At 41.0% G+C, this 25579-nt stretch carries 22 protein-coding genes; 15 read left to right on the forward strand and 7 right to left on the reverse strand.

The genetic code is table 11. From position 1 onward, the window contains the following. Positions 1–455: 455 nt before the first annotated feature. The gene (gene ytvI / locus LM917_RS17385) at positions 456–1637 is read right to left on the reverse strand and encodes a sporulation integral membrane protein YtvI (RefSeq protein ID WP_232698922.1); all 1182 of its coding nucleotides are present in this window, start codon (positions 1635–1637) and stop codon (positions 456–458) included. Positions 1638–1958: 321 nt separating this feature from the next. Here ytvI and citZ point away from each other — a divergent pair, with 321 nt between their 5' ends. The 5 genes from citZ to pnpS all read left to right on the forward strand — a co-directional run bounded on the left by citZ (position 1959) and on the right by pnpS (position 8602). Beyond that, positions 1959–3071, forward strand: a complete 1113-nt coding sequence (gene citZ / locus LM917_RS17390) for a citrate synthase (protein ID WP_232698923.1) — start codon at positions 1959–1961, stop codon at positions 3069–3071. 120 nt (positions 3072–3191) lie between these two features. After that, a complete protein-coding gene (gene icd, locus LM917_RS17395) occupies positions 3192–4475 on the forward strand; it encodes an NADP-dependent isocitrate dehydrogenase (RefSeq protein WP_232698924.1) in 1284 nt (427 codons plus the stop codon). Between the two features lie 144 nt (positions 4476–4619). Next, on the forward strand, positions 4620–5558 hold the full coding sequence (gene mdh, locus LM917_RS17400; RefSeq protein WP_232698925.1) for a malate dehydrogenase: 939 nt from the start codon (positions 4620–4622) through the stop codon (positions 5556–5558). A gap of 542 nt (positions 5559–6100) precedes the next feature. Then, positions 6101–6799: a winged helix-turn-helix domain-containing protein gene (locus tag LM917_RS17405; protein WP_309241960.1), complete on the forward strand. Its 699-nt coding sequence runs from the start codon at positions 6101–6103 to the stop codon at positions 6797–6799. An 18-nt stretch (positions 6800–6817) separates the two neighbouring features. After that, the gene (gene pnpS, locus LM917_RS17410; protein WP_232698926.1) at positions 6818–8602 is read left to right on the forward strand and encodes a two-component system histidine kinase PnpS; all 1785 of its coding nucleotides are present in this window, start codon (positions 6818–6820) and stop codon (positions 8600–8602) included. A 78-nt stretch (positions 8603–8680) separates the two neighbouring features. Here the strand turns inward: pnpS and LM917_RS17415 are convergent, their stop codons facing one another. Next, the gene (locus LM917_RS17415) at positions 8681–9670 is read right to left on the reverse strand and encodes an NADPH:quinone oxidoreductase family protein (RefSeq protein WP_232698927.1); all 990 of its coding nucleotides are present in this window, start codon (positions 9668–9670) and stop codon (positions 8681–8683) included. Positions 9671–9857: 187 nt separating this feature from the next. On the opposite strand from LM917_RS17415, the gene LM917_RS17420 reads away from it, so the two are divergent. Continuing rightward, a complete protein-coding gene (locus tag LM917_RS17420) occupies positions 9858–10319 on the forward strand; it encodes a 2-thiouracil desulfurase family protein (RefSeq protein ID WP_232698929.1) in 462 nt (153 codons plus the stop codon). Between the two features lie 46 nt (positions 10320–10365). Beyond that, complete coding sequence (locus LM917_RS17425; protein ID WP_232698931.1) at positions 10366–11340, forward strand: VanW family protein; 975 nt, start codon at positions 10366–10368, stop codon at positions 11338–11340. A 52-nt stretch (positions 11341–11392) separates the two neighbouring features. On the opposite strand, the gene LM917_RS24475 is transcribed toward LM917_RS17425, so the two are convergent. Together LM917_RS24475 and LM917_RS17430 are read right to left on the reverse strand one after the other, a co-directional pair. Next, positions 11393–11521 (reverse strand): hypothetical protein, encoded by a 129-nt coding sequence (locus tag LM917_RS24475; protein WP_255668389.1) that lies wholly within the window; start codon positions 11519–11521, stop codon positions 11393–11395. Then, positions 11508–12422 (reverse strand): DMT family transporter, encoded by a 915-nt coding sequence (locus tag LM917_RS17430; protein ID WP_232698934.1) that lies wholly within the window; start codon positions 12420–12422, stop codon positions 11508–11510. Before LM917_RS17430 ends, LM917_RS24475 begins: the two co-directional genes overlap by 14 nt. Before the next feature lie 178 nt (positions 12423–12600). Between LM917_RS17430 and polA the strand changes: the two genes are divergently transcribed. The 5 genes from polA (at position 12601) to LM917_RS17455 (ending at position 19011) form a co-directional block, all read left to right on the forward strand. Next, the gene (polA, locus tag LM917_RS17435; RefSeq protein ID WP_232698935.1) at positions 12601–15288 is read left to right on the forward strand and encodes a DNA polymerase I; all 2688 of its coding nucleotides are present in this window, start codon (positions 12601–12603) and stop codon (positions 15286–15288) included. A 16-nt stretch (positions 15289–15304) separates the two neighbouring features. Further along, a complete protein-coding gene (mutM, locus tag LM917_RS17440; RefSeq protein WP_232698936.1) occupies positions 15305–16129 on the forward strand; it encodes a DNA-formamidopyrimidine glycosylase in 825 nt (274 codons plus the stop codon). Positions 16130–16157: 28 nt separating this feature from the next. Next, the gene (gene coaE, locus LM917_RS17445; RefSeq protein WP_232698937.1) at positions 16158–16760 is read left to right on the forward strand and encodes a dephospho-CoA kinase; all 603 of its coding nucleotides are present in this window, start codon (positions 16158–16160) and stop codon (positions 16758–16760) included. Continuing rightward, the gene (locus LM917_RS17450) at positions 16757–17341 is read left to right on the forward strand and encodes a lytic transglycosylase domain-containing protein (RefSeq protein ID WP_232698938.1); all 585 of its coding nucleotides are present in this window, start codon (positions 16757–16759) and stop codon (positions 17339–17341) included. The genes coaE and LM917_RS17450 overlap by 4 nt, the downstream gene beginning before the upstream one ends. Positions 17342–17589: 248 nt before the next feature. Further along, positions 17590–19011 carry an aromatic amino acid hydroxylase gene (locus LM917_RS17455; RefSeq protein ID WP_232698939.1) on the forward strand — a complete coding sequence of 474 codons (1422 nt, stop codon included), beginning with the start codon at positions 17590–17592 and terminating at the stop codon, positions 19009–19011. Positions 19012–19151: 140 nt separating this feature from the next. Here LM917_RS17455 and LM917_RS17460 read toward each other — a convergent pair whose 3' ends face one another. Next, a complete protein-coding gene (locus LM917_RS17460) occupies positions 19152–19859 on the reverse strand; it encodes a class F sortase (protein WP_232698940.1) in 708 nt (235 codons plus the stop codon). Positions 19860–19925: 66 nt separating this feature from the next. Next, positions 19926–20120: a hypothetical protein gene (locus LM917_RS17465; RefSeq protein ID WP_232698941.1), complete on the reverse strand. Its 195-nt coding sequence runs from the start codon at positions 20118–20120 to the stop codon at positions 19926–19928. A 365-nt stretch (positions 20121–20485) separates the two neighbouring features. Between LM917_RS17465 and LM917_RS17470 the strand changes: the two genes are divergently transcribed. Both LM917_RS17470 and LM917_RS17475 read left to right on the forward strand, forming a co-directional pair. Next, positions 20486–21529 (forward strand): glyceraldehyde-3-phosphate dehydrogenase, encoded by a 1044-nt coding sequence (locus LM917_RS17470; RefSeq protein WP_232698942.1) that lies wholly within the window; start codon positions 20486–20488, stop codon positions 21527–21529. 274 nt (positions 21530–21803) lie between these two features. Beyond that, a complete protein-coding gene (locus LM917_RS17475) occupies positions 21804–23447 on the forward strand; it encodes a YcdB/YcdC domain-containing protein (protein ID WP_232698943.1) in 1644 nt (547 codons plus the stop codon). Between the two features lie 267 nt (positions 23448–23714). Here the strand turns inward: LM917_RS17475 and LM917_RS17480 are convergent, their stop codons facing one another. Further along, the gene (locus tag LM917_RS17480; protein ID WP_232698944.1) at positions 23715–24848 is read right to left on the reverse strand and encodes an HD-GYP domain-containing protein; all 1134 of its coding nucleotides are present in this window, start codon (positions 24846–24848) and stop codon (positions 23715–23717) included. A 171-nt stretch (positions 24849–25019) separates the two neighbouring features. Here LM917_RS17480 and nrdR point away from each other — a divergent pair, with 171 nt between their 5' ends. Beyond that, positions 25020–25541 (forward strand): transcriptional regulator NrdR, encoded by a 522-nt coding sequence (gene nrdR, locus LM917_RS17485; RefSeq protein WP_232698945.1) that lies wholly within the window; start codon positions 25020–25022, stop codon positions 25539–25541. Positions 25542–25579 lie beyond the last annotated feature (38 nt).

Here is a 25579-nt window from a genome sequence, read left to right on the forward strand (position 1 = left end):
AAACCCTCTTTGAGGCGAAGACCCTTTTAGCGAAGAGTGAAAAGAGAAGCTGGTTTTCTCCACGAAAGTAGGATGAACACAAAGCTTTTTCTTTGAAACAGCATCGTGCAATTACAAAGAAATGATAAAATGACGTAGTGGGAAAAATTTAATTATAGTGAAAATTAACAAAGTTATTCGGAGACTCTAACTTTTATTGGTACGAGAATTGCATTAATAAATATGGGTAGTTATTAGTAGATTGAAAATCAATTGATAAATAATAATATAAGGTAGTTACGGTATGAATTTTGCAAGGAAATCAAATGCTTATTCATATAGAAAGAAAAAATTCCAAATAAAAACCGCTTTCTCCTCTCAGTTAATAAATGAGAGATGAAAAGCGGTTTTTCACATCATTCATGTAAGTAAATCGAGAATGGTTATTTCAGTTACACTAAACATTTCTAGATGGATTATTTTCCTTTATCAACGTACGACCAAATATCCTCTAATACATTAGCTTTTACCAGAGCGTTGATGATAACCAGACTGACAGGTCCAATAATTAAGCCAAATATGCCAAATAACTTTAACCCCACAAACAGGGAAACCAGTGTCAGTAATGGATCAAGACCGACGTTTTCTGCCACTACTTTTGGCTCAATGATCTGTCGGAAAACAACGACAATTGCATAAAGAATAGAGAGTCCTATGGCTAGACCGTATTGCCCCTTGAAAAACATGAAAATGATCCAGGGAACAAAGATAGTACCTGTGCCTAAATAGGGTAGAAGGTCAACTACACCAGAAATCAATCCGATTGTGACAGCATATTCAACTTTCAGGACTAAGAGTCCCACGATAACAATGGCAGCAGTGATGGAGACCAGCGTTAACTGAGCTTTCAAAAATCCTACCAGAGCTTTCCGTAGATCATCAATGACGTGATTCATCCGTGTGTTAACCCCGCGCGGCAACACACGACGCATCCGTGTTTCCCACAGGTAGAAATCTTTACTGATAAAGAAGGCACCAAGAAGCGCAATGACGAGCGCGGTACCGAAATTAGGTAAAGATAGTAAAAAAGTATTCAGACCTGTGAAAAGGGTGATAACAGCAGATTGAAAGGTTTCACCCGCTTTATGTAGGGCTTCACTCAAATTGCTATCTATCTGTATTTTTGAATTCAAATCAAGCTGTGTATAGAAAAACTGAATTCGATCAAACAAGTTAGTCCAATAATCATTAGAAAACATTGATTGCAAATATCGGGTCACATCAGCCGTTATGTCAGGTAATTTTGTCAGGAATTTACCGATCTCATCAATTACCGTATTAACGAGTAAGGTAACCAGTCCAAAGACAATTAGTAATAACAAGCTTAATACAACTGTGACTGATATCCAGCGAGGAAACCGTAAGCGGTGTGATAAGTTGTTTACCGGACGATTAATAAAAATAGCAATGATTAAGGAAAATATAAATGGGTAAATAAGTGGTGTAATCTTTGTAACAGCGTAATAGATACCTATTATGCAAATGAGCACCCATGTGAGTCGTAAAGCTTGAAAAAGTCGCGTTAGCCAGGTTTCCGGTGTCAGAACTGTTCCCTCCTTGAAAAGGTCGTCTTCCGAAGGCTTCTTTCTCTTAATCATTATGCGAAAAACAAAACTATTTAATCAGGTTTTACGACATTTTACGCATAATAGCCTACCAAAAGTTTTTTTATCATTCACAAAATCGTCAATATCTTTTATAATGTTGTCGAATTGTTATTTTTATCTTTCCTACATTTGTCAGGTGAGATCAACCGTTTATTAAACGGATAAATGGTGGTTTACTCATGATTTAGTTCGTTTCCTGCCTTTTTTATGGGAAAAGTAAAAATTTTTTGACCAAATCTTCAATTCTCATAAGTTAGGAAGGGGTTGCATCAGCATATTACATTTTATTTCACAGTAAAGGAGAGTAGACTTATGACAGCTACAAAAGGACTTGAAGGTGTTGTTGCGGCTCAATCTGGCATTTGTTCTATCATTGACGGGGTGTTGTGCTACGGAGGTATAAATGTTGACGAGTTAGCAGAAAAAGCTACCTTTGAAGAAGTTACTTATCTGCTTTGGCATGGAGCTCTACCGAAGCGCGATCAGCTTGAAGCTCTAAAGAAAGAGCTTGGGGCAAATGCTGCTATTCCGCAAGAACTAATTGACAGCTTACGTACCTACCCACGAGGAGTTCATACGATGGCCGCATTGCGCACAGCTGTCTCTTCGCTAGCGCTCTACGATCAGGAAGCACAAGTTAACTCCAAAGAAGCTAATTATCGTAAGTCCATCCGTCTGTTGGCACAGACCCCTACGATTGTTGCAGCTTACGATCGCATTCGCAAAGGATTGGAACCGGTTTCACCAAATCCAGACTATAGCATTGCTAAGAACTTTCTTTACATGTTATCTGGAGAAGAGCCTACAGATACTGCGGTAAAAGCATTTGATACTGCACTGATTCTGCACGCTGATCATGAATTTAATGCTTCTACTTTTTCTGCTCGAGTTACAGTAGCTACATTGACTGATATTTACTCAGGTATTGTTGCTGCAATTGGAACGTTAAAAGGCCCTCTGCACGGTGGCGCAAATGAAGCTGTTGCTAACATGCTGAAGGAAATCGGATCTTTAGAAAATGTTCCTGAATACATCCATAATGCACTTGCTAACAAAGTAAAAATCATGGGTTTCGGTCATCGTGTATATAAAGATGGAGACCCACGCGCAAAATGGCTTCGTCAAATGTCAAAAGAATTAACAGAACAAAAGGGTAAATCGGAATTGTATGACATGTCTGTAAGAATAGAGCAAATTGTGACGGGTGAAAAAGGTTTGAAACCAAATGTCGATTTTTTTTCGGCTTCCGTTTATGTATCCCTTGGCTTGGATACAGATCTGTTCACTCCGATCTTTGCCATCAGCCGTATGTCTGGCTGGACTGCTCATATCATGGAGCAATATGAGAACAATCGTTTGATTCGTCCACGCGCTGATTATATTGGACCAAGCAATCAGCATTATGTACAAATTGACCAACGCTAATCTACTTATTAGCGAAATAGTCAGATGATTCATACTGGCGATGTGTGATAGGTATGTGATATGAATCAATTTTAAGGTAAAATAGAATGTAGATCAGATTAACTCATGGAGGGGTTCCTAGTGTTTAAAAATCTAACTGCACCAACTCATGGCGAAAAAATCGAAGTTACTGATGGCAAGATGGTTGTTCCTAACAATCCAATCATCCCATTTATTGAAGGGGATGGAACAGGTCCAGACATCTGGAATGCGTCTGTACGCGTATTGGATGCGGTAGTAGAAAAAGCCTACAAAGGTGAAAAGAAAATCGCATGGTTTGAAGTGTTTGCAGGGGAAAAAGCATTTAACCAATATGGTGAGTGGTTACCTCAGGATACTCTTACTGCAATTAATGAATATTTGATCGCTATTAAAGGACCATTAACTACTCCTGTTGGTGGCGGTATCCGCTCTATCAACGTGGCACTTCGCCAAGAGTTGGATCTATATGCTTGTGTTCGTCCTGTTCAATATTTTGAAGGAGTTCCGTCTCCAGTTAAACATCCAGAATTAACTGATATGGTCATCTTCCGTGAAAATACTGAAGATATCTATGCAGGTGTTGAATGGGCAGAAGGTTCTGAAGAAGTGAAAAAAGTAATTTCCTTCTTGCAAGACGAAATGGGTGTGAAGAAAATCCGCTTCCCAGAAACTTCTGGTATTGGTATCAAGCCTGTTTCCAAACAAGGAACAGAGCGCTTAGTTCGTGCTGCTCTTGATTATGCTTTGGAAAACAACCGTAAAACTCTAACTCTTGTTCATAAAGGTAACATCATGAAGTTCACAGAGGGCGCTTTCAAAAGCTGGGGCTATGCAGTAGCTGAAGCAGAATATGGTGATAAAGTGTTTACTTGGGCACAATATGATCGTTTGAAAGCAGAAGGTAAAGATGCTGACGCGGCACAAAAAGAAGCAGAAGCAGCTGGCAAACTGATCGTAAAAGATGTTATTGCTGATGCGTTCTTGCAACAAATCTTGACTCGTCCAGCTGAATATGATGTGGTAGCTACATTGAACCTAAATGGTGACTACATTTCCGATGCTTTAGCAGCACAAGTAGGTGGAATTGGTATTGCTCCGGGTGCGAATATCAACTACTTAACTGGTCGTGCTATTTTCGAAGCAACGCATGGTACAGCTCCGAAATATGCAGGTCTAGATAAAGTGAACCCTTCTTCTGTAATCCTTTCTGGTGAAATGATGCTTCGTCACCTGGGCTGGAATGAAGCGGCTGACATGCTGATCAAAGCAATGGAGAAAACAATCTCTTCCAAACAAGTAACATACGATTTTGCACGTTTGATGGATGGAGCTAATGAGCTGAAAACATCGGAATTCGCGAATGAATTGATCAAAAATCTGTAGTATTGCACGAAGATAAGTTATACTAGTAGAAGCGGATTTTTCTTCAACCTAGAAATTATTACATCCGCAACACGACAAAACACATCTAAGTGTCCCTGCATTTCAATGTAGACGGACAAAGAAAAATCTAGGAGGTCTTTTCTCATGGCGTTCCAACGTAAAAAAGTCGCAGTTATTGGTAGTGGTTTTACGGGTGCTACCGCAGCATTCATCCTTGCACAAAAGGAATTGGGAGATGTTGTGCTAGTTGATATTCCACAATTGGAAAACCCAACAAAAGGTAAAGCTCTTGATATGATGGAGTCTTCTCCTGTTCTTGGTTTTGATGCAAAAATCACTGGTACTTCCAATTATGCGGATATTAAAGATGCTGATATGGTTATCATCACTGCTGGTATCGCTCGTAAACCAGGTATGTCCCGTGATGACTTGGTTAATACCAACGCTGGTATCATGAAATCAGTTGCAGAAAACGTAAAAAGATATGCACCTAATTCTACTGTATTGATCCTATCTAACCCTGTAGATGCTATGACTTACACGTTCTTTAAAGCTTCTGGTTTCCCTAAAAACCGTGTAATTGGTCAATCAGGTGTACTTGATACAGCACGTTTCCGTACATTCGTAGCAGAAGAACTTAACGTATCTGTTGAGGATGTAACAGGATTTGTATTGGGCGGTCATGGCGATGACATGGTTCCTTTGGTTCGCTACTCTTATGCTGGTGGTATTCCATTAGAAACATTGATCTCCAAAGAGCGTCTAGATGCAATCGTAGCACGCACTCGCAAAGGTGGCGGAGAAATCGTTAACCTATTGGGTAATGGTTCTGCTTACTATGCACCAGCTGCTTCTCTAGTACAAATGGCTGAGGCGATTTTGAAAGACAAAAAACGCATCCTACCATCTATTGCTCTTCTAGAAGGCGAATACGGATATTCCAATTTGTACCTTGGTGTACCAACACTATTAGGTGCTAACGGTATCGAAAAAATTTATGAACTTGAACTAACTGCTGATGAGAAAGAAGCATTAGACAAATCTGCTGATGCTGTTCGCAGTGTAATGAAGGTTCTTCATTAGTTAAGATTGAATTCGGGTTTTTCCATTATGGAAAAGCCCGTTTTTTTTTGGAGTTTTTGAGTTTTTGAGTTTTGGAGTTTGGTGTTTTGTGTGGCAAGGGAGCAGGAAGAAGCATATTTTCAGGCTCGGCGACTGTTGACGTTCTGCTCGGAAGAGTAGAAGGCCGCTCTGCAAGGAAGAGTGGGGAAAGCGCAAAAAGTAGAGTCGACTACGAAGTGTATCATGGGTTGCGCTTTTGGTTCCCCCACTCTTTCTTGCTACGCTGGGTAAGAACATCAAAGGTCGTTCGCCTGAAAATATGCTACTTCTGCAAAGCAGAGTCAAATACAAAAACACAAAAAACGTTTGTGTTGGAGATGAGATGTAAATTTGGTAATTAATCAATTGTAAAGCGCAGTCTTTACAATTAAATTACTTGATTCTCGTTATTTCATCTGTCAGACTAAAATTGAATGCTATGAAACAGAATGATCTGTTTCAGTCATACTAGGAGTATGCTGACTGAACTATAAATACGCTCTAGAATGCAGGGGGAACCTATCGTGACGAAAATTTTAGTTGTGGACGACGAAGTATCCATCTCTAAATTAATTCAATTTAATCTTGAGAAAGCGGGATATGAAGTAGTAACAGCTTTTGATGGCAATCAGGCACTGGCAATGGTGCATGAAGAAAAGCCTGATTTTATCATTTTGGACTTGATGCTCCCGTATATGGATGGGCTGGATGTATGTAAAACTTTGCGTCAGGAACGCATAGAAACACCAATCTTGATTTTGACAGCCAAAGAGGACGAACTGGATAAAATTCTGGGGCTTGAGCTTGGAGCTGATGATTATATTACCAAACCGTTTAGCCCTAGAGAAGTAGTGGCTCGTGTGAAGGCCATTTTGCGACGCTATAAAGCTAAGCCGGAGCAAGAAAAACAACAAGGGACAGAGCGTCAATATTCTTTTGGCGATGTCATTATTTATCCAGAGAAGTATGAGGTTTTTCAAGACAATAATCGTGTTGAATTAACCCCGAAGGAATTTGAGCTTCTTCATTATCTAGCCTCTAACCCAGGTCGGGTATTAACGAGAGATCAATTGTTAAATGCGGTTTGGAACTATGATTTTGTAGGCGATTCCCGTATTGTAGATGTCCATATAAGTCATCTGAGAGAAAAGCTTGAACAGGATACGAAGAATCCTCGTTACATCAAGACTGTACGTGGGCTTGGCTATAAGCTGGAAGGATAAGCGAGGGTGAGTTATACTTTGAATCGTTTTCGTCTGAAGCTTACTTTTACCATATTAAGTTTAATTTCGTTAGTGTTGATTGTAATTGGAATTTTTATCGGTAAATTAATGGAGCAGACCTATTTAGATACGCAATATGAATTGTTAAGAAAAGAAGCTTTGTTTGTATCAGAGACGATTAACGATCCTAGCGTATTATCTAGTCATGATAGACTTTTGGAGCAGATTGTACATTTTACCGATTCAATGGAAGTCCGAATCACAGTTGTAGATCCACAAGGCGATGTGCTGGCGGATACGTCTGATCCTAATAAGAATTGGGAAAACCACAGTCATCGAAAAGAAATCGCGGAAGCACTCTCAGGTAAGGTAGGCAGTGATTTACGTGAAAGTACAACATTAGACGAGCAGATGATTTATGTTGCTGTACCACTTCGACAAGAGGGAAGCAACGAAATCATAGGTGCTGTACGATCCTCTATGTCGATGGAAGCAATCACACAATCCATCCATCAAATGTGGTTTAGTCTCATGATGGGCTTGGTGGTTACCTTGATTATCGGTAGTATCGTAAGTACGAGGATCTCCCATGATATAACAAGGCCGATTGAAGAAATCATTCGTGTTGCTCGTAATATTACTCAACGGGAATATGAAAGCCGTGTCCAAATCAAACCCAGGGATGAGCTAGGTCAGTTGGCTACAGCAATTAACTTCATGGCTTCCAGTTTGGAACAGCAGATGTACCAAATATCTGAGAACCAGCAACGGCTAGCGGGTGTTTTGGCTAATATGCCGAGTGGTGTCATTCTGATCGCTGAAAATCGTCGTATTGTACTTGTTAACAATGCAACTGAAAAGATGCTTAACTTATCCAGTAATGATTTGATCGGCAAGTTACATTTTGAAATTGACCATAATTACGGTCTTAGCCAACATGTTGAATCAGTTATAAAAACGGGTGAGAGAAGAAGAGATGAGATTCATTTATTCTATCCACAAGAACGTATTTTGGATGTGGATTTTTCACCGTATATCAATTATCGTGGTGAAATAAAGGGTGTACTTACTGTTTTGCATGACATTACAGATATTCGTCGACTAGAAAAGATGAGAAGTGATTTTGTAGCTAACGTCTCACATGAGTTACGTACACCAATTACTTCGATCAAAGGTTTTACGGAAACGCTGCTGGATGGTGCGCTTAAGGATGAAGAAATTAGTCGAAACTTCCTTCAGATCATTTATGATGAAAGTGAGCGGCTGTTCCGCTTGATCAGCGATATTCTCGACCTTTCGAAAATTGAACAAAAAAGAATTACTTTAAGCTATACAGAAGTAAGCATGAATAAACTGATTGAGGAAATGAAGAAATTGCTTCAAGATCAATTACTTAAGAAAAAAATAACGCTTAATTTGCCAAAGTCGAGTGATGTTCTCATCCGTACAGATGAGGACGGCGTACAGCAGATTTTACTTAATCTTTTATCCAATGCAATTGCCTATACACCAGATGGTGGGACGATCAGCATTGATATACGAACCGAGGGTAAATACCTCTACCTTGATGTAGCAGATACAGGAATGGGTATTCCAGAAAAGGATTTGGGGCGTATTTTTGAGCGTTTCTATCGCGTGGATAAGGCACGTTCGCGGGATTCGGGTGGAACTGGTCTCGGATTAGCGATAGTGAAGCACATCTGTGAATCCTTACACGGTACCATCACGGTAAAAAGTAAAGAGGGAGAAGGCTCCATATTTACTGTGATTTTACCACTAACCAGCTGGGAGATAGGGCAATGAAAAAGGAATAAGTAACAATGGAAAAAGACCGCGCAGTCTTGTACTGGCGGTCTCTTTTTTCATATCTGTTAGACATGCTTATAGTTTTACGATTGTTCTGCCGCGTATTTCACCACGCAAAATTTTATGCAGTGTCTCTGGTATTTCCTCCAATGTAATCTCTTGTACGATACTCTCATGCAATTTTCCAGGGCGAAGATCAGAAGCTAGGCGATTCCACAGTTTTTCTCGAATTTCCATGGGGCAATAAACAGAATCGATTCCAAGAAGGTTTACTCCCCGAAGAATAAATGGATAAACCGTTGTATGTACGTCACCACCACCAGTTAAACCACTTACCGCAACAGAGCCTCCATACTGAGTCGTTGTTAGTGCGTATTCAAGTGTACTACCGCCAACTGGATCAACGACACCAGCCCATAGCTGTTTTCGCATAGGTTTTTTGTCAGGAGCTTGCAGATCCTTGCGATTAATAATTTGGGAAGCACCTAATTGACGCAGATAGTCATGCTCATGCTCCTTACCAGTGCTTGCGATAACCTCGTAGCCGCGTGTAGAGAGAATATCAACAGCAATACTTCCTACACCCCCTGTAGCTCCCGTAACAAGAACTGGACCACTTTTCGGAGTAAGACCAGATTCCTCCAGGCGTTGTACGGATAGGGCAGCAGTGAAGCCGGCAGTTCCAATAATCATTGACTCTTTTAATGTCAATCCCTTTGGAAGAGGAACGACCCATTTAGCAGGAACACGGGCTATTTCACTAAATCCTCCTGGATGAGATATTCCCAGCTCATAGCTAGTTACAATGACTTCATCACCCTTGGAAAAACGGGCATCTCTTGATTCCAAAACGGTACCGGCCAAATCAATTCCTGGAATCATAGGATAATGTCTGATTGTACGATTAGGAATGGTGCCAAGACCATCTTTATAGTTAACACTGGAGTATGCAACTTGAATGGTAACCTCTTCTTCTGGAAGGTCATCAATTGTCAGTTGCTGTAGGTTCATTTGGACTTGATCGTCAATTTGTTCAAAAAGTAACGCACGAAACGTCTTAGTCATGAAAATCACTCCTTTTTCAATTATGATGAAAGATCATTTCAGTCACTATTATACGGTGGATGACAAAGAGAAAACGTCCACTTTGTTAGGAATTTGCAACATTCTTCTCTTCTCTCGTTATAATAATACTGTGGAGTCTATACATTCTGATACAGTAACAAAGTAAAACGCGAAGGTGTGAGGAAGCATGTTTCTTGTAAGCTCTTGTTTAGCAGGTGTGGAGTGCAGATATGATGCGAATCATTGTCTCCATGAAAGGATTCAGGACTTGGTCAAGCAAAATAAAGCAGTCATAGCATGCCCAGAGGTGTTAGGTGGACTACCAACACCGCGCGACCCTGCTGAAATTCAAGGGGGGAATGGACTGGATGTCATAGAGGGCAGAGCCAAGGTAATAACAATTACTGGGCAGGATGTAACAGAAATGTATTTGCAAGGGGCGAAAAAGGCGCTAAAACTAGCTCAAGAAGTAAAGGCTACTCATGTCGTTCTAAAAGAAAATAGTCCCTCATGCGGCAGCCACATGATTTATGATGGATCATTTCGTGGTCAAAAGGTAAGTGGAGAAGGAGTTACAGCAGCCTTGCTTCGTCAGGAAGGGTTCATCGTCATGTCTGAACGTGATTTGGCACATTTACTTTTATCGTAGAGTGAAAACTGGCTCTCTTGCTCATACTACCACTGGGAGGTGAGCAATGTTGAAGAGAGCTGGTTGGATAGCTAGCATGATCGTTCTTCTCATGTTGCAAGGGCATGTAGCAATGGCAAATGAAGAAGTGATAAATAAAAATTTGATATCCATTGATCGACAATTTTTTGCCCTACCATTTACGGAAGGTGTATTTTTTCTTGATTATGGTAAGCTGGATCGTTATGTCGACATGCTTGAAAAACAGGTGTATCAGCATCCATCTAATGCGTATTGGGACTATTCGAACAGGCTGGTTCCTGAGAAGCTGGGGCGAAAACTAAACAAGCAGGCATTCTTTCAACATTTTCTTTCCTATTATTACGATCGGGAAGCAAAGGGATTTCTCATTCCCACTACCATTGTTTTGCCAAAAGTAGATCGGCAACTATTACGGGATGTATCCAAAAAACAGATTGGTTCATACATAACCTATTTTAATAGCGGAAATAAAAATAGAGCAAAAAATATTGATCTATCGGCACGAGCCATTGATAATATCGTCCTGTTTCCAGGGGAAATATTTTCTTTTAATAATACAGTGGGTGAGCGTACAAGAGAAAAAGGGTATTTGCCAGCACCTGTTATCGTAAAAGGCGAATTGTCCGAAGGGGTAGGGGGAGGAATATGTCAGGTTTCGTCTACACTTTATAATGCAGTGGACAAGTCAGGGTTATCCATAGTGCAGCGATATGCCCATAGTCGCAATGTAGCTTACGTTCCCCCGGGAAGAGATGCTACGGTTAGCTGGAATGGCCCAGATTTTCGTTTTCAGAATCAATATGCATATCCCATTCTCATCCGAGCCAAATCCATTTATGGGATGATGGTCGTCCGAGTGTTCTCTTTTGCAGATCTGGATTATGATAAACGGGAAGTACCAACCGTTCGTAAAGGTTTGCCGGAAGAGATGGAGCAGAAAGAGAGCTACTCACGAGATCAACCGCAGGAAACCATACATGATAAAACCCACAATCCCTAGCTAGACTTTTGTAACGTCTGTGTTTACGAGCTAGTAGATTGTGGGTTTTCAATTAGTAAAAGATGATTTGGATGATCCTTGCTGTAATGTAGCCGAGAACAATTACCCAGATTAGCTTTCCCTTCCAGGTAAGGCTTCTCACGTATTCTCCCAGATTTTTTACAAAGCTATGTCGCTTCATTCGCTTGGACTCCTTTTACCTGATTGTATCGAATAAATATAAAGATACCAAACAAGATGATAAGCCCGCCGATGAGCTGTGGCACCGTTACGATATCTCCAAAAATAAAGAATGCCAAAATGCACGTACCAATTGGTTCAAACAGGATGCCTACTGAAACGGTGCTGGTAGAAAGGTACTTGATTACCCAGTTTAATATAGAATGACCAAGTAAGGTTGGAAAAATTGCCAGACAGATAAACCAGATCCAGTCTGTAGTAGGATATCCTGTAAGAGCATGACCATAAAACAAGGAATGCCCGATAAGAAAGATAGAGCTTGTGGCATAAACGATAAAGCTGTAAGCTGCTGTTGAAATGCCTGAAATACCTTGGCGTAGATACTGCCCGATCAACCAGTAAGCTGTAACTGCAATGGCTGCAATCAGAGCCAAGAAGTCCCCGTACAAGGCTGTACCACCCACTTGAAAGTCTCCCCATCCAATGACAAAACTCCCAACAACCGCAAGAAATCCACCTGTGATTGCCATTCCACGAAGACGTTCCTTGAAAAGAAAATAGCCTCCGATAAAAGCAAAGAGTGGTTGCAAGGTTACCAGAACGGTGGAACTAGCAATGGATGTATAGTTGAGGGAATCGAACCAGAGCAGGAAATGGGCAGCTAGGAAAGCACCTGACATTATCAGATACATCCACTGTTTTCGAGTAAGTCTGGCAATCTCGCTCCATGTTCCTTTGGCCATAAATACCATCGGCAAGGTAAGTAGCGCGGAAAAGAGCAAGCGATACGTAGCAATAACGGGTGCAGGAGCAGACGATAATTTTACAAAAATAGCAGATGTAGAGATAGCCAATACGGCAAAAAATAGGGCGAAGTAGGGAGAAATAGCCGGTTTTTCCATTAGTAATTCCTCTCGTTTAGTTGTTTTCTCCCTATTCTACAAAAGAAAAAATAAATGAACAATGAGTGTTTATGTAACGGACACTCTGACATTTTGAAGGGGCAAGCATGCTTTGTCGTTTGGCACCTTGCTGTGGTAAGATGAAAGATAGTATTTATCAGAGAGGGGTCGGGCTTACATGAGCCATTTTGTGCTGATTGACGGGAACAGTATTGCTAATCGCGCTTTTTATGCGTTGCCTTTATTGTCCACCTCACAAGGATTGCACACCAATGCTGTGCTTGGTTTTACTACCATGCTACTAAAAGTAATTGAAGAGATGAAACCGACTCATATTCTGGTTGCTTTCGATGCAGGTAAAGTGGTATTTCGCCACTCCGAATATACAGAGTACAAGGGAAAACGCGCCAAAACACCACCAGAATTGTCAGAGCAATTTCCACTGATTCGAGAGCTGCTGGATGCGTTCGCCATTAAGAGATATGAAATGGAAGGGTATGAAGCTGACGATATTATCGGGACGCTAACCCTACGAGCAGACGATGAAAAAATCAAAACTACCGTGATTACCGGGGATAAGGACATGCTACAACTGGTATCTGAGAATGTATCAACGGCGCTGACTCGCAAAGGGGTTAGTGAAATCGATTTGTATACGGCAGATGAAATCATGGAGAAATATGGTTTGTCTCCTTTGCAAATCATTGATTTGAAAGGTTTGATGGGGGATACATCCGATAATATTCCTGGTGTTCCAGGCGTTGGTGAAAAAACAGCAATGAAGCTATTGCATCAATATCATAGCGTAGAAGAAGTGTTAGCCCATATTGATGAAGTATCTGGAAAAAAACTGCAGGAAAACCTGCGTAACAACGTAGAACAAGCAAAAATGAGCAAATCCTTAGCTACGATTCTACGTGACGCTCCTGTTGATCTACAGGTGAACGAGGTTACATACGAAGGATACAATGCAGATCAACTAGTTGAGTTTTTTAAGAAAATGGAGTTTAAATCACTTTTGTCCAAAGTAAAGGGAGCGAGTAACACAGCTGACAGCTACGGACAAGGAGCAATGGAAGACGCAGTAGAAGGAGAAACGGAATCCGAATCGAAACCGTTCCAATATGTCCTAATAAATGAAGAAAACAAGAATGAGCATACAGACAAGCTGAGTTCGCCAATGAGTATGTACGTGGAGATGGATGGTGAGAATTATCACTATGCTCCTGTGCTTGGATTTGGACTAGCTTCGGCTGACTATGTTCTTTATGTTCCATTCGATGTTGCGATGAACTGGCCTGCATTTACAGAATGGCTGGCAGACGAGAAGCAACATAAAATGGTGTTTGATGCAAAAAAAGAGATTGTCGGTCTCTCATGGCATGATATGAAGCTCGAGGGCATTACGTTCGACTTGTTCCTTGCATCCTATCTGATCAATGCAAGTGAAAGTAATCCTACTCTAGCTGGAGCAACTGCTCGCCTAGCTGATATTCAGGTAGCAAACGATGATGATGTCTACGGTAAAGGTGCAAAACGCGCACTTCCAGCATTGGAGATGCTGAGTGAGCATGTAGCTCGCAAGGCTCTTGCAATCTGGCAAAGCGTTCCGAAAGCAAAGGATGAATTGGAAGAAAATCATCTAACTGACCTGTTTAATAAAATGGAAGAGCCGCTAAGTCTGGTCCTTGCTGAGATGGAAAAGATCGGGGTAAAGGTGGATACGGCTCAACTGAACGATATGGGCGTGGAACTGGATAAACAGCTTGAAGAGCTTACCGCGAAAATTTATGACCAGGCAGGCATAGAGTTTAATATTAATTCCCCTAAACAACTAGGAGAAGTACTCTTTGAGAAAATGGGAATCCCTCCTGAGAAGAAGACGAAAACAGGCTATTCTACCAGTGCTGACGTATTGGAGAAGCTACAACATAAATATCCGATTGTGATCGATATCTTGCATTTCCGTCAATTGGGTAAGCTGCGTTCTACCTATATTGAAGGATTGCTAAAAGAGATTCATGGAAAAACTGGGAAAGTGCATACACGATTTAATCAGGCGACAACGGCAACAGGGCGCTTGAGCAGTACGGACCCGAATCTGCAAAACATCCCGATTCGCTTGGAGGAAGGGCGCAAAATCAGAAAAGCGTTCGTGCCTTCTAATGAGGGCTGTTATATTCTTGCAGCGGACTATTCGCAGATTGAATTACGTATTCTTGCCCACATTTCCAAGGACAAAAATCTGATCGAAGCCTTTATTAATGATATGGACATTCATTCGAAGACAGCGATGGATGTATTTGGGGTGGAGAAAGAAGAAGTTACTTCACTGATGCGTAGACAAGCCAAGGCAGTTAACTTTGGAATTGTATATGGAATTAGTGATTTTGGCTTATCGCAGAACCTGAATATTTCACGTAAAGATGCTGGAGATTTCATCAGCCGTTATTTTGAAGTGTTTTCCGGCGTTCAGAACTATATGGAAGAAATCAAGAAACAGGCGAAAAAGGATGGTTATGTGACTACCCTGTTGCATCGTCGACGTTATCTGCCTGATATTGCAAGCAAAAACTTTAATCTGCGCTCTTTTGCTGAGCGGACCGCTATGAATACACCAATTCAGGGAACAGCGGCAGATATTATTAAACTGGCAATGATCCAGATGCAAAAAACGCTAGAAGAAAAACAATTAAAGAGTCGTATGCTCCTTCAAGTGCACGATGAACTTGTTTTTGAGGTGCCGGAAGAGGAATTGGAGATCATGAAGGAACTGGTGGCAGATGTAATGGAGCATGCACTTGAGCTGGATGTACCGCTTAAAGTGGATGTAAACTACGGCAGAAGCTGGTACGACGCAAAATAGGAGGTTCTTAAGAAGAATGCCAGAATTGCCAGAGGTAGAAACCGTCGTTCGGACGTTACGAAAGTTAGTGTTGAATAAAACTATTGAGCGAGTAAGCGTGTTATTGCCACGAATTATTCGGAGACCTGATGATATCGAAGAATTCAAAGCGATCTTGGAAGGACAAACTATCCACTCCATTGAACGTCGTGCTAAATTTATTAAGTTTGTGCTGGATACAGATGTGCTAATTTCCCATTTGCGAATGGAAGGCAGATATGGTCTCTATCAATCAGATGAAGAAATAGAGAAGCATACGCATGTCATCTTTCATTTTACAGATGGAACAGAACTTCGTTATCGTGATGTACGCCAATTTGGAACGATGGATGTTATTCCACTTGGCATGGAGTATCAGAACGAACCACTTAAAAATCTGGGGCCTGAACCATTGGATGAAGGCTTTACCACCGAAGTGTTTGAACAAATGTTGATGAATCGCAAAACAAAAATAAAACCGCTTCTATTAAATCAGGCATTTCTCGTGGGACTAGGGAATATTTATGTGGACGAGGTGCTATTTGCTGCCAGCATTCACCCGGAGAAAAGTGCGGAATCCCTATCACGCGAACAGATTGAACGATTACATCAAAGTATTGTTTCGACGTTGTTAGAAGCCATCAAGGCAGGAGGAAGCTCCATCAAGTCCTATGTGAATGGACAAGGAGAAATGGGGATGTTTCAGCAGGTTCTTCAGGTCTATGGACGAAAGGGAGAACTCTGCCCTACCTGTTCGACTGAAATTATCAAGATAGTAGTTGGAGGACGAGGCACACATTTTTGCCCGACTTGCCAAAAGTAAGACGCCAAATGTGGAGGGAGGATTTCTCATGATTTTAGGGTTAACGGGCGGCATTGCCACTGGAAAAAGCACAGTTGCTGCTATGTTGCGGGAAAAGGGAATTACCGTAATTGATGCCGATCTCATTGCCCGAGAAGTGGTTGAGGTGGGGAAACCAGCTTACGAGGGAATCGTCAAACACTTTGGTACAGGTGTCTTGACAGCGGAAGGCGTTCTAGACCGAGTAAAACTAGGTGAGATTATTTTCAGTGACGATAAACAAAGAATGGTATTAAATAGCCTTGTCCATCCAGAGATACGCAAAGAAATGAAGGACCAGGCAAAACTAGCCGAACAACGTGGTGAAAAACTGGTATTTATGGACATTCCACTTTTATTTGAGAGCAAGCTTACGTATATGGTGGATCGTGTAGTTGTTGTCTATGTACCGGAAACCACACAAATGGTTCGGTTAATGGAACGGGATGAATTTGATGAAGGTCAGGCAGTCAAACGGCTACGAGCACAAATGAGCATCGAAGAAAAACGTAATCTGGCTGATTACGTTATTGATAATACAAGCAATAGAGCTGAGACACAAAAGCAAGTGAATAAGCTTTTGAAAATGCTTAAAACGGAGTTGTGTCCATGAGAGCTAGACGCTCATTACTATTGTTGGTAGTAATATTAGTTGGAGTTTTCCTTGTATTAAATTCGTCGTTTGTTTGGCAGTTAATGTATCCGATCAAGTATGAGGAACAAATTGAATGGGCGAGTAATCGGTACGGAGTTGATCCGTATTTGGTTATGGCAGTGATTCGCTCTGAATCGAAATTTGAGCCTACGCTTGTGTCCAAGAAAGGTGCAGTCGGTCTGATGCAGCTCATGCCGGATACAGCTAACTGGATTGCGGAACAAAGTGAAATGAAATCCTTGTATCAGCCCGATTTAGAACATCCTGAAACGAATATTCATCTGGGTACGTGGTATTTAGGGTATTTGATAAAGATGTTTGAGGGGAATGAAATCATGGCAATTGCCGCTTATAACGCAGGTCCTGGCAATGTAAAAGGCTGGTTATCCGGCAAACGTTGGAATGGTAAGGCGGACACGATTTCAGATATACCATTCGGTGAGACACGCCATTATGTGCAACGTGTTATCTATTACGAAGAAAGATACAAGGAGATATATAAAGAAACGTTTTCTGTAGCTTACTCTGACCGCAACTAGCGTTACCAACAGGGGTTTTATCTACCTTAGAGGATTGATTGTAATCCAATTCAAATATTGGCACACCCTTTCTAGGAAGAGGTGTGTTTTTTTTGTGTAAAAAAATGAAAACTCTGAATGTTTTTCAGGAGGTTGACGTGTTTCTCGTTCGCGAATATACTTTACCCATAACTTTACCACTTAAAAGCACACAAGCATAAAAGCACAAAAGCATAAAAGTGATAAAGTTAGGTTAGGAGGAGTTATACATGAAAACAGCAGCTCTAAACATGGTCCCAAAACATTTACAATCGTATGTTGTGGAACAAGAATATGATAGATACACAGAGGTTGACCAACAGGTATGGCGCCACGTGCTACATAGAAACTATCACTTTTTGAAGGATGTCGCCCATCCAGCTTATGTGGACGGGATGCGTAAGACGGGTATCAGTCTAGATCATATTCCTCGTGTGGAGGAGATGAATCATTGCTTGCAGCCTTTTGATTGGGGAGCAGTCACGATTGATGGGTTTATTCCAGCCGTTGTCTTCTTTGATTTTCAAGCGCATGGTTTATTGCCGATTGCCACAGACATCCGTAAGCCAGAACATATCGACTACACACCAGCACCTGACATTATCCACGAGGCAGCTGGCCATGCACCTATTTTGAGCGATGAGTGGTATGCGAACTACGTGAAGCGGTTTGGTCAGATTGGACGCAGAGCTTTTGCGACCAAAGAAGAACACGAGGTATTTGAAGCGATTCGCGCTTACTCCAAAGTGATGGAGGACCCAGTAGCTACAGAAGAAGAAGTGCGTATCGCAAAAGAGATTCTGGATGGTAAGCAGGCAGCGGTAAAATATGTTTCTGAAGCGGAGCAAATCTCACGCTTGTACTGGTGGACGGTGGAATACGGTTTGATTGGTAACTTGAAAAATCCGCTTCTCTATGGTGCTGGTTTGTTATCTTCCATTGAGGAGAGCAGATACTGCCTAACAGATGCAGTAAGTAAGCGTCCGTTTTCTTTAGAAGAAATGATTCAAACTGGGTTTGATATTACGAAAAAACAGCCTCAGTTGTTTGTCTGCGAAAGCTTTGACCAACTGTTTGCATCAGTGGAGCGTTTTAGTGAGCGTATGGCCTACCGAGTTGGCGGAGAGGAAGCGCTGGATAAAGCACTTCGCTCAGGTGCTACATCTATGCTAGTGTATAGTTCGGGATTACAAGTGACAGGCACACTTTCTTCCCTCGTTCATTCGGATGTTGGCAAGGCTGTATTTTTCCGAATGGAGGGGCCGACTGCTCTTTGTTGGAATGACCGTGAGCTAGAAGGGCACGGAACTAGCAGTCATGCCGAAGGATTTTCATCCCCAATAGGTCGCTTACTCGGAGAATCTCGTCCACTCGAATTGTTTACAGAGGGAGATTTAGAGGCGATTGGGGTACAAAGAGGCCGAATGTCTCACCTAGCTATGGAAGGCGGTATTACGATCGAAGGATGCCTCACGCACTCGATTCACCGTGATGGAAAACTACTGCTACTCTCGTTTAGCCAATGCACGATTTCTCAGAATGGTCGTACATTATTCCAAACGGAGGAAGGCACGTTTGATATGGCTGTAGGTGCTAAGATTGTCTCTGCTTTTGCAGGTGTGGCTGATCCGGAATCGTTTCAAAACAAATAAATAGAAACCGAGAAAAACCGTATCAGTTTAACATGACTGATACGGTTTTTTGTAGGATGGTGTATCTCCAGATATACGAGAATAACCTTCTAATGGAATGCTGATATTATTCAAAAGTGAATTTGCCTATGTAATGCTTTTCAATTCTTTTTTAACACAGAATAAACTACAAGCCGTTTCGCATGCTCCTGCGTTTTTTTGTTAAAGCTACCTGAACAGGTAATCAGGTTAAGTTGTGCCTGGTCTGTATCACCAAAGATTTTTTCAAGTGGTGCATCTGCCGTCTTGTAAGATTCCACTTTTTGTACAACATATTGTAAACGTTTTCCTTTACGGTCTGATACATAAATGTTGTCTCCTTGCTGCAGTTTTTTTAGACGATAAAAAACTGCTGGACCTGTATAGTGGTCATAATGCCCTGCAATAACAACGTTTCCGTTTTGACCTGGTTTCGTCCAAGGAGAAAGAATGCCTACGGTATCAAAACGTTTTGGGACTGCCATGTTACCCTGTGGTGTAACCCCAACCGCTTCAATAGGGGCTCGTAAATAAATAGCAGGGATAGAAAGTTCAACAGGTATCATTCCTGTTTGTATTTCATTTGATTGAATGTTTAAGGATTTAGCTTGTAAGGATTCTGTTTTTGATATCTGATCTATTTTTCCCGTTTGATCAATTGCCTTATTTATGGTTTTATCATGAGTTATGGGATGGGAAATTTGGTTTGGAGTTGTATGTACCGTTTCCTTTTTTGAAACAGATAGCTTTTCCGACTGTGTGCTGTAGCAACCTGTTAGTACAAAGAAAGCAAGTATAAGTACAAGAAAGTTTGTCCTTGTTGTAAGCATCGTCATCACCTCGAATGAAAACCAAAGAGGGAGGAAAAAATTTTTCTTCCCTCCATGGTGCTTTCTTTAGTTGCTAGCGCCACCCATACCAGTTTTAGGCATTCCTTTAATATGGTGCTTAGTGGATTTGGTATGCATTTTGTGTGATTTAGTATGCACTTTGTGTTTTTTTGTTGGATGGTGACCATCATGCATAGCGAACACAGAAGCCGACGAACAAATAACACAGACCGCCATTGCAGTTGCAATAAATTTTTTCATGTTTGTCTCACCTTTCATTGTGGGATTGATAATGCTTTTATATAATCCCCGCTTGTTAGCAAGACCATCATGGAAGTTGTTGGCTGGTAAGGAAAGGAAAACTCACGAAATCAGATATTTTTTTTCAACAATCATCTTCAAACTCCAGATTAACAGGTCCCACAGGTAAAAGACATTTTCATTTCCATATTCGTAACAGGTTTGACTGTCATATTTTTTGATAGATCTTTCGGTTTTATAGTGTCAATGTGCTGAAAATGTCTAATTTTCAACTTTTATAAGTAAAACACATTGTCAAATGTGACATACTTAATATATTATAAATAAAGATTAGAGTAACTCATTAACGGAAGGGGAAACATACCATGACAATAAAAGTGGGAATAAACGGATTTGGACGAATTGGACGTATGGTTTTCCGCAAAGCGATCCAAGATCCTAACATTGAGATTGTTGCAATTAATGCGAGCTACCCCCCTGCGACATTGGCTCATTTATTAAAATATGATTCGATTCACGGTACACTTTCTAATGATGTTAAAGTGGAAGGCAATCGAATTCTTGTAGATGGAAAAAGTACGCTTGTTGTTTCAGATCGTGATCCACTTAATTTACCTTGGAAAGCATTAGAGGTCGAGGTCGTTGTGGAAGCAACGGGCAAGTTCACAGATCGAGCTGGAGCTTCAAAACATCTTGTAAGCGGTGCCAAAAAAGTTGTCATTACAGCACCTGGTAAAGAAGAAGATGCTACCATTGTAATGGGAGTTAATGATGGGATATATGTTCATGTAGAGCACCACATCGTCTCCAATGCCTCATGTACGACGAACTGCCTCGCTCCTGTAGCCAAGGTATTGCATGATGCATTTACCATTGAATCAGGGATGATGACGACGATTCATTCCTACACCAATGATCAGGTGAATTTGGATAATCCACATAAAGATTTGCGTAGAGCTCGTGCTTGTGGCCAATCGATCATTCCAACATCAACAGGTGCAGCTCGTGCCGTAGGAAAAGTGCTACCTGAGCTTAATGGCAAATTAAATGGTTTTTCCCTACGCGTACCTACACCAAACGTATCTGTCGTAGACCTGGTTGCACATGTGAGTAAAAAGGTAACGGTAGAAGAAGTGAACCGTGTATTGAAGGAAGCAAGCGATGGAACAATGAAAGGCATTCTGGGTTTTACCATGGAACCACTTGTTTCAACTGATTTTAATGGTAATGAAAATTCTTCGATTGTGGACGGATTATCCACAATGGTTATGGATGAAAAGCATGTTAAGGTAATTGCTTGGTATGACAATGAATGGGGTTACTCCTGCCGCGTGTTGGATCTGGTGAAACATGTATCTGATTATGCGAACAAAGGCCAGAAGATTCTGACTGGAAGTTCGAAGGGATAACTATTTATGAATTAGCTAAGAACACTCGTGACTTTAATCAGAGGTCCAAAGATGATGAATAGCAAAAAGACGCTCCTTCAGCAGAGTGTCTTTTTGCTATTGTGCCATTATCAAAATAACAATGATTAATTACCACATATCCTACAAATAATCTGGAAATATTTTACCATACTCGATCTAATATTCGATATAATAAGAAACAGGATAGAAGACTTAAAAAAATGTTACTACTCAACAGCAGGAATTAGCTAACAGTTGAAAGGAGATTACATATATGTATGCAGAAGGAAGAATGAAAAAGAAGGTGGCGGGATCATGCAGTATATTACTAGCAATGAGCTTCCTAACACCTGTCTTGCCCATTGGAAATGATGTCGTTTATGCGTCTGAAGCAAAAGTATATCAGAGATCAATTACTCAAAGTGAAGCCGAAAAAATTGTTCGTAATCTAGTAACGATTCCAAAAGAATATAAATTACACACCATAAAAGAAGTGATGCAAGCCGGGAAAAATAAAACCTGGGAGCTTGTCTGGAATGCAGGTACCAAAGATATAAAAGAGATCAGTGCTACTCTCAACGGAGTGAACGGAGAATTACTCTCCTATTCTCTTTACGATGAAACCCCAAAAAATTTGGACAAAATCGTAGATACTAAGCAGGCGGAGGTAATAGCTACCAATTTTTTGAGTAAGGCTTCGCTGACCAAGCGTAATCAATTATCTAAGCCTAATGAATTTATTGGTGCTCACTCAACATCAGGTGGATACCACTCCTTTATTTTTCATGGCATGGTTGAGGGTATTCCTGTAATGGAGAACTATATTCGTATTGATGTAGGTAAAGATGGAGAGATCAAATATTACCTGACCAAATGGAGTGATATGGAAATTAATCCGGTAACTCCTGCATTTACGGAAGCACAAGCAGCAAATAAATTGAAGAGCATGCTAGAGCCTACACTATTTTATAAAGAAAATAGTACACAAGGACTAGTCCCTCTCTACAAATATACGGATCAAAGCGTTCGATTCATGGATGCTCGCACAGGCGAAGGCTTATCAGTGAATGGAGAGGTAATAACGACCAAACCAAAACATGTGCGTCTTGGAACAACTACTTCTTTCGTTAATGCCCCTAGAAAAGTAATTACCAGTGAAGAGGCTTCCGTATTAGCTGAAACCTATGCCAAAAAACTAGCAAAATTTTATTCCTATGGTGGTTCTGGGGGAGGCGGTTCCATTACAGAAGGTGGCAAAACTTATGTACAATGGGATTATATTTTTACAGCGCCAGATCAGGACAAAAGTAAGCAGGTAACCATTAGTATTTCGGACAGAGGAGAATTGGAAAGTTTTAAAGTTGGAAGCAAAAAAAGTGCAGCAAGCCAAAAACAAAATAACCAGATCAATCAAAAACCGATTTCATTAGACACCGCAAAAGATAGAGCCATTCAGTTTATGAAACAGTTGTATCCGCAACATGAGGGTCAAATCTATTACACAGAAGAATGGGATAGTAAGAAGCTTCTTAAGAATAATGAGTACACATTTAAATTCGGAGTCTTACATCATGGCGTACCTTTGGATGGAGATCGCTTTCGGGTAGTAGTAAACGCACTATCAGGGGAGGTTACTAATTTTAATCAGTATGATCATATGGGACTTCATTTTATTAAGGATGAAGGTAACCAGCCACCAAAACTTACAAGAGAAGAAGCAGTGAAGTTGGATCTGAAAAATAAAAAGCTGGCTCTACAGTATGTGTTCTTCAACGAAACTGTGGCAGAAGATGGAACTGAGATGGAGAAACTGGTTCCACGCTTGGTTTATGAATTTATTGATGACTCTAGCATATCAGCTGATGGGAAAAAGGCTGGTAGTACAGCAGTAACCACGAGAATCTCTACCGCAAAATAAGCACCATTTCGTATGGTTCTTATCAGAGAAATAGGCTGCAATACCCTTGTATTCTGCTCACATAAGAGTAGCAGCTTTCATTCAAGAAGGCGGCTACTTTTGTGTGTGTTTTGCATAGACATGCTTAATAGCTTCAAGTCAAAATCTTAAAACCTGACAGTGATATCCGAATTTCGGAAGTAAGCAGATTCACTTACTTAATGTCACGAAAAAAGCCTGTCCCGTTTGATATTGCAACGGGGCAGGCTACTTCTTTTTTTCAACTTCTTAATACTCAGGTGAAATCTCTTTCACTTGTTGAAACTCAAACAGCTCTTCATTTTCAAACTGTTCAACGAACAATTTAAGCTCATACTTCAAATCTACTTCATAAGGATCGTGAATGTCATTTCCTCGACCATCCTGCATAATACGGACGGTCGGGCGGTGACAGCATTCTGGATCAACCCTGCATACTACTCCTGATTCTCCGGTGTTTAGAACAACACCGCTTCCTAATGGAAAGACTGCGATGTGGCGACGGAATGCATCTACCAAGTGATGTGAAAATAGGAATCCACCTGATCCAAGAATGAATTCCAAAGCATCATGTGGCATGAACCGTTTACGCCATGGACGAGGGGTCGTAAGTGAATCATACAAGTCGCAGATGCCTACTATTTGCGCATATTCATGTATCTTGTTCCCTTGCAGCTGTTGTGGATAACCGCTACCATCCAGTCTTTCATGGTGCTGAAAGGCAACATGGGCGGACAAGAGTGAAATATCATGTTGTTTACGCAATATATCAAAACCTAAGCGTGTATGCGTTTTTGCAATTTCTTGTTCCTCTTTATTCCATCTTTCTTTCTTGTCCAATAATTCCTTAGGTAATTCGATTTTCCCAATATCATGCAGCATTGCTCCGATACCGAGGTCCCTCAATTGGTTCGTATTATATCCAAGTGACATCCCTACCGCAGTTGCCATTACAGATACGTTAACACTGTGATGATACATGGCTCCAGAATGAGATGAGATGTTGGATAAATGGATAATGACATCTTTTTGTCCTGACAAATCAGTAAGGATCTTATGAAATACCTGCTGGAAGTGCATACCCATATCTTTTACTGATACGCGCCGAGCCAGTTTATTCGTATTACGTAATTGCTGGACCGTTTTATGTATCGTTTCTAATGCATCCTGACGCGTCTCTGGACGGATTACATCTTCCACTTCGATATCTTCTGTTCGTGGGTCATCAATGTACACGGAATCAATTCCCATGCGTCTTAAGCCACTCACTAGTCTTTCATTTAATTGCATGCCTGCACCGAGCAGCACTTTACCGTCTTCTGTAAAGACAGTTCTTCCTAATTTCATGCCCGCTTGAACATGACGTAACGATAAAAGTCGCATGTACAGATCCTCCCTTGATGTACCTCTACCTACCATTGTAAAAAAAAGAAGGAGAAATGGAAATAGGATATTTGTTTCAACCTTGACTAACACTTGTTAATAAGGGACACTTATGATAAAGAGTCGAGATGCCTGATAGTGATTGAGGCACGAATTTGGAGATGATGAAGGATGCGTTGTCCTTTTTGCGAATACAACGGAACGAGAGTGTTAGATTCCCGACCGTTTAACAACAACAAGTCGATCCGACGCAGACGTGAATGCGAGGAATGCGGCAAACGATTTACTACATTTGAAATGATAGAAGAAACCCCGCTTCTTATAGTAAAGAAAGATGGAACAAGAGAAGAATACAGTCGTGATAAAATATTGCGTGGCTTGATTCGTGCTTGCGAAAAGCGACCTGTATCATTGGACGAATTAGAAGAAATCGTAAGCGAAATAGAGAGAGACTTACGCTCTCAAGCACGTTCCGAGATTCCGAGCAAGGAAATCGGAGAAATGGTGATGGAACGATTATACTACGTGGACGAGGTTGCTTATGTTCGCTTTGCTTCCGTCTATCGTCAATTTAAGGATATTAACGTGTTTATGAAAGAATTGGAAGAGTTGCTTGATGACGCCCGTAGTAACCCAGAAAAATTACTGAAAGCAAGCAAGGTTGTAGATAGCGATACATCTGATACGGAGTAAGAGTTAGATAGCTTACCAATCCTCTCCTACGTAAACAC

It is taken from the genome of Brevibacillus daliensis (assembly GCF_021245735.1).
In the GTDB taxonomy this organism is placed as follows: domain Bacteria; phylum Bacillota; class Bacilli; order Brevibacillales; family Brevibacillaceae; genus Brevibacillus_B; species Brevibacillus_B daliensis.

Bases quoted from the DNA above. Each gene is read 5' to 3' on its own strand.
- nrdR (WP_232698945.1), top strand. From the start codon at position 25,020: ATGCGTTGTCCTTTTTGCGAATACAACGGAACGAGAGTGTTAGATTCC.
- mdh (WP_232698925.1), top strand. From the start codon at position 4,620: ATGGCGTTCCAACGTAAAAAAGTCGCAGTTATTGGTAGTGGTTTTACG.
- LM917_RS17430 (WP_232698934.1), bottom strand. From the start codon at position 12,422: ATGGAAAAACCGGCTATTTCTCCCTACTTCGCCCTATTTTTTGCCGTA.
- LM917_RS17455 (WP_232698939.1), top strand. From the start codon at position 17,590: ATGAAAACAGCAGCTCTAAACATGGTCCCAAAACATTTACAATCGTAT.
- ytvI (WP_232698922.1), bottom strand. From the start codon at position 1,637: ATGATTAAGAGAAAGAAGCCTTCGGAAGACGACCTTTTCAAGGAGGGA.
- LM917_RS17450 (WP_232698938.1), top strand. From the start codon at position 16,757: ATGAGAGCTAGACGCTCATTACTATTGTTGGTAGTAATATTAGTTGGA.
- LM917_RS17465 (WP_232698941.1), bottom strand. From the start codon at position 20,120: ATGAAAAAATTTATTGCAACTGCAATGGCGGTCTGTGTTATTTGTTCG.
- coaE (WP_232698937.1), top strand. From the start codon at position 16,158: ATGATTTTAGGGTTAACGGGCGGCATTGCCACTGGAAAAAGCACAGTT.
- LM917_RS24475 (WP_255668389.1), bottom strand. From the start codon at position 11,521: ATGAAGCGACATAGCTTTGTAAAAAATCTGGGAGAATACGTGAGAAGC.
- citZ (WP_232698923.1), top strand. From the start codon at position 1,959: ATGACAGCTACAAAAGGACTTGAAGGTGTTGTTGCGGCTCAATCTGGC.
- LM917_RS17415 (WP_232698927.1), bottom strand. From the start codon at position 9,670: ATGACTAAGACGTTTCGTGCGTTACTTTTTGAACAAATTGACGATCAA.
- mutM (WP_232698936.1), top strand. From the start codon at position 15,305: ATGCCAGAATTGCCAGAGGTAGAAACCGTCGTTCGGACGTTACGAAAG.
- LM917_RS17460 (WP_232698940.1), bottom strand. From the start codon at position 19,859: ATGCTTACAACAAGGACAAACTTTCTTGTACTTATACTTGCTTTCTTT.
- LM917_RS17475 (WP_232698943.1), top strand. From the start codon at position 21,804: ATGTATGCAGAAGGAAGAATGAAAAAGAAGGTGGCGGGATCATGCAGT.
- LM917_RS17480 (WP_232698944.1), bottom strand. From the start codon at position 24,848: ATGCGACTTTTATCGTTACGTCATGTTCAAGCGGGCATGAAATTAGGA.
- LM917_RS17470 (WP_232698942.1), top strand. From the start codon at position 20,486: ATGACAATAAAAGTGGGAATAAACGGATTTGGACGAATTGGACGTATG.
- LM917_RS17425 (WP_232698931.1), top strand. From the start codon at position 10,366: ATGTTGAAGAGAGCTGGTTGGATAGCTAGCATGATCGTTCTTCTCATG.
- polA (WP_232698935.1), top strand. From the start codon at position 12,601: ATGAGCCATTTTGTGCTGATTGACGGGAACAGTATTGCTAATCGCGCT.
- LM917_RS17420 (WP_232698929.1), top strand. From the start codon at position 9,858: ATGTTTCTTGTAAGCTCTTGTTTAGCAGGTGTGGAGTGCAGATATGAT.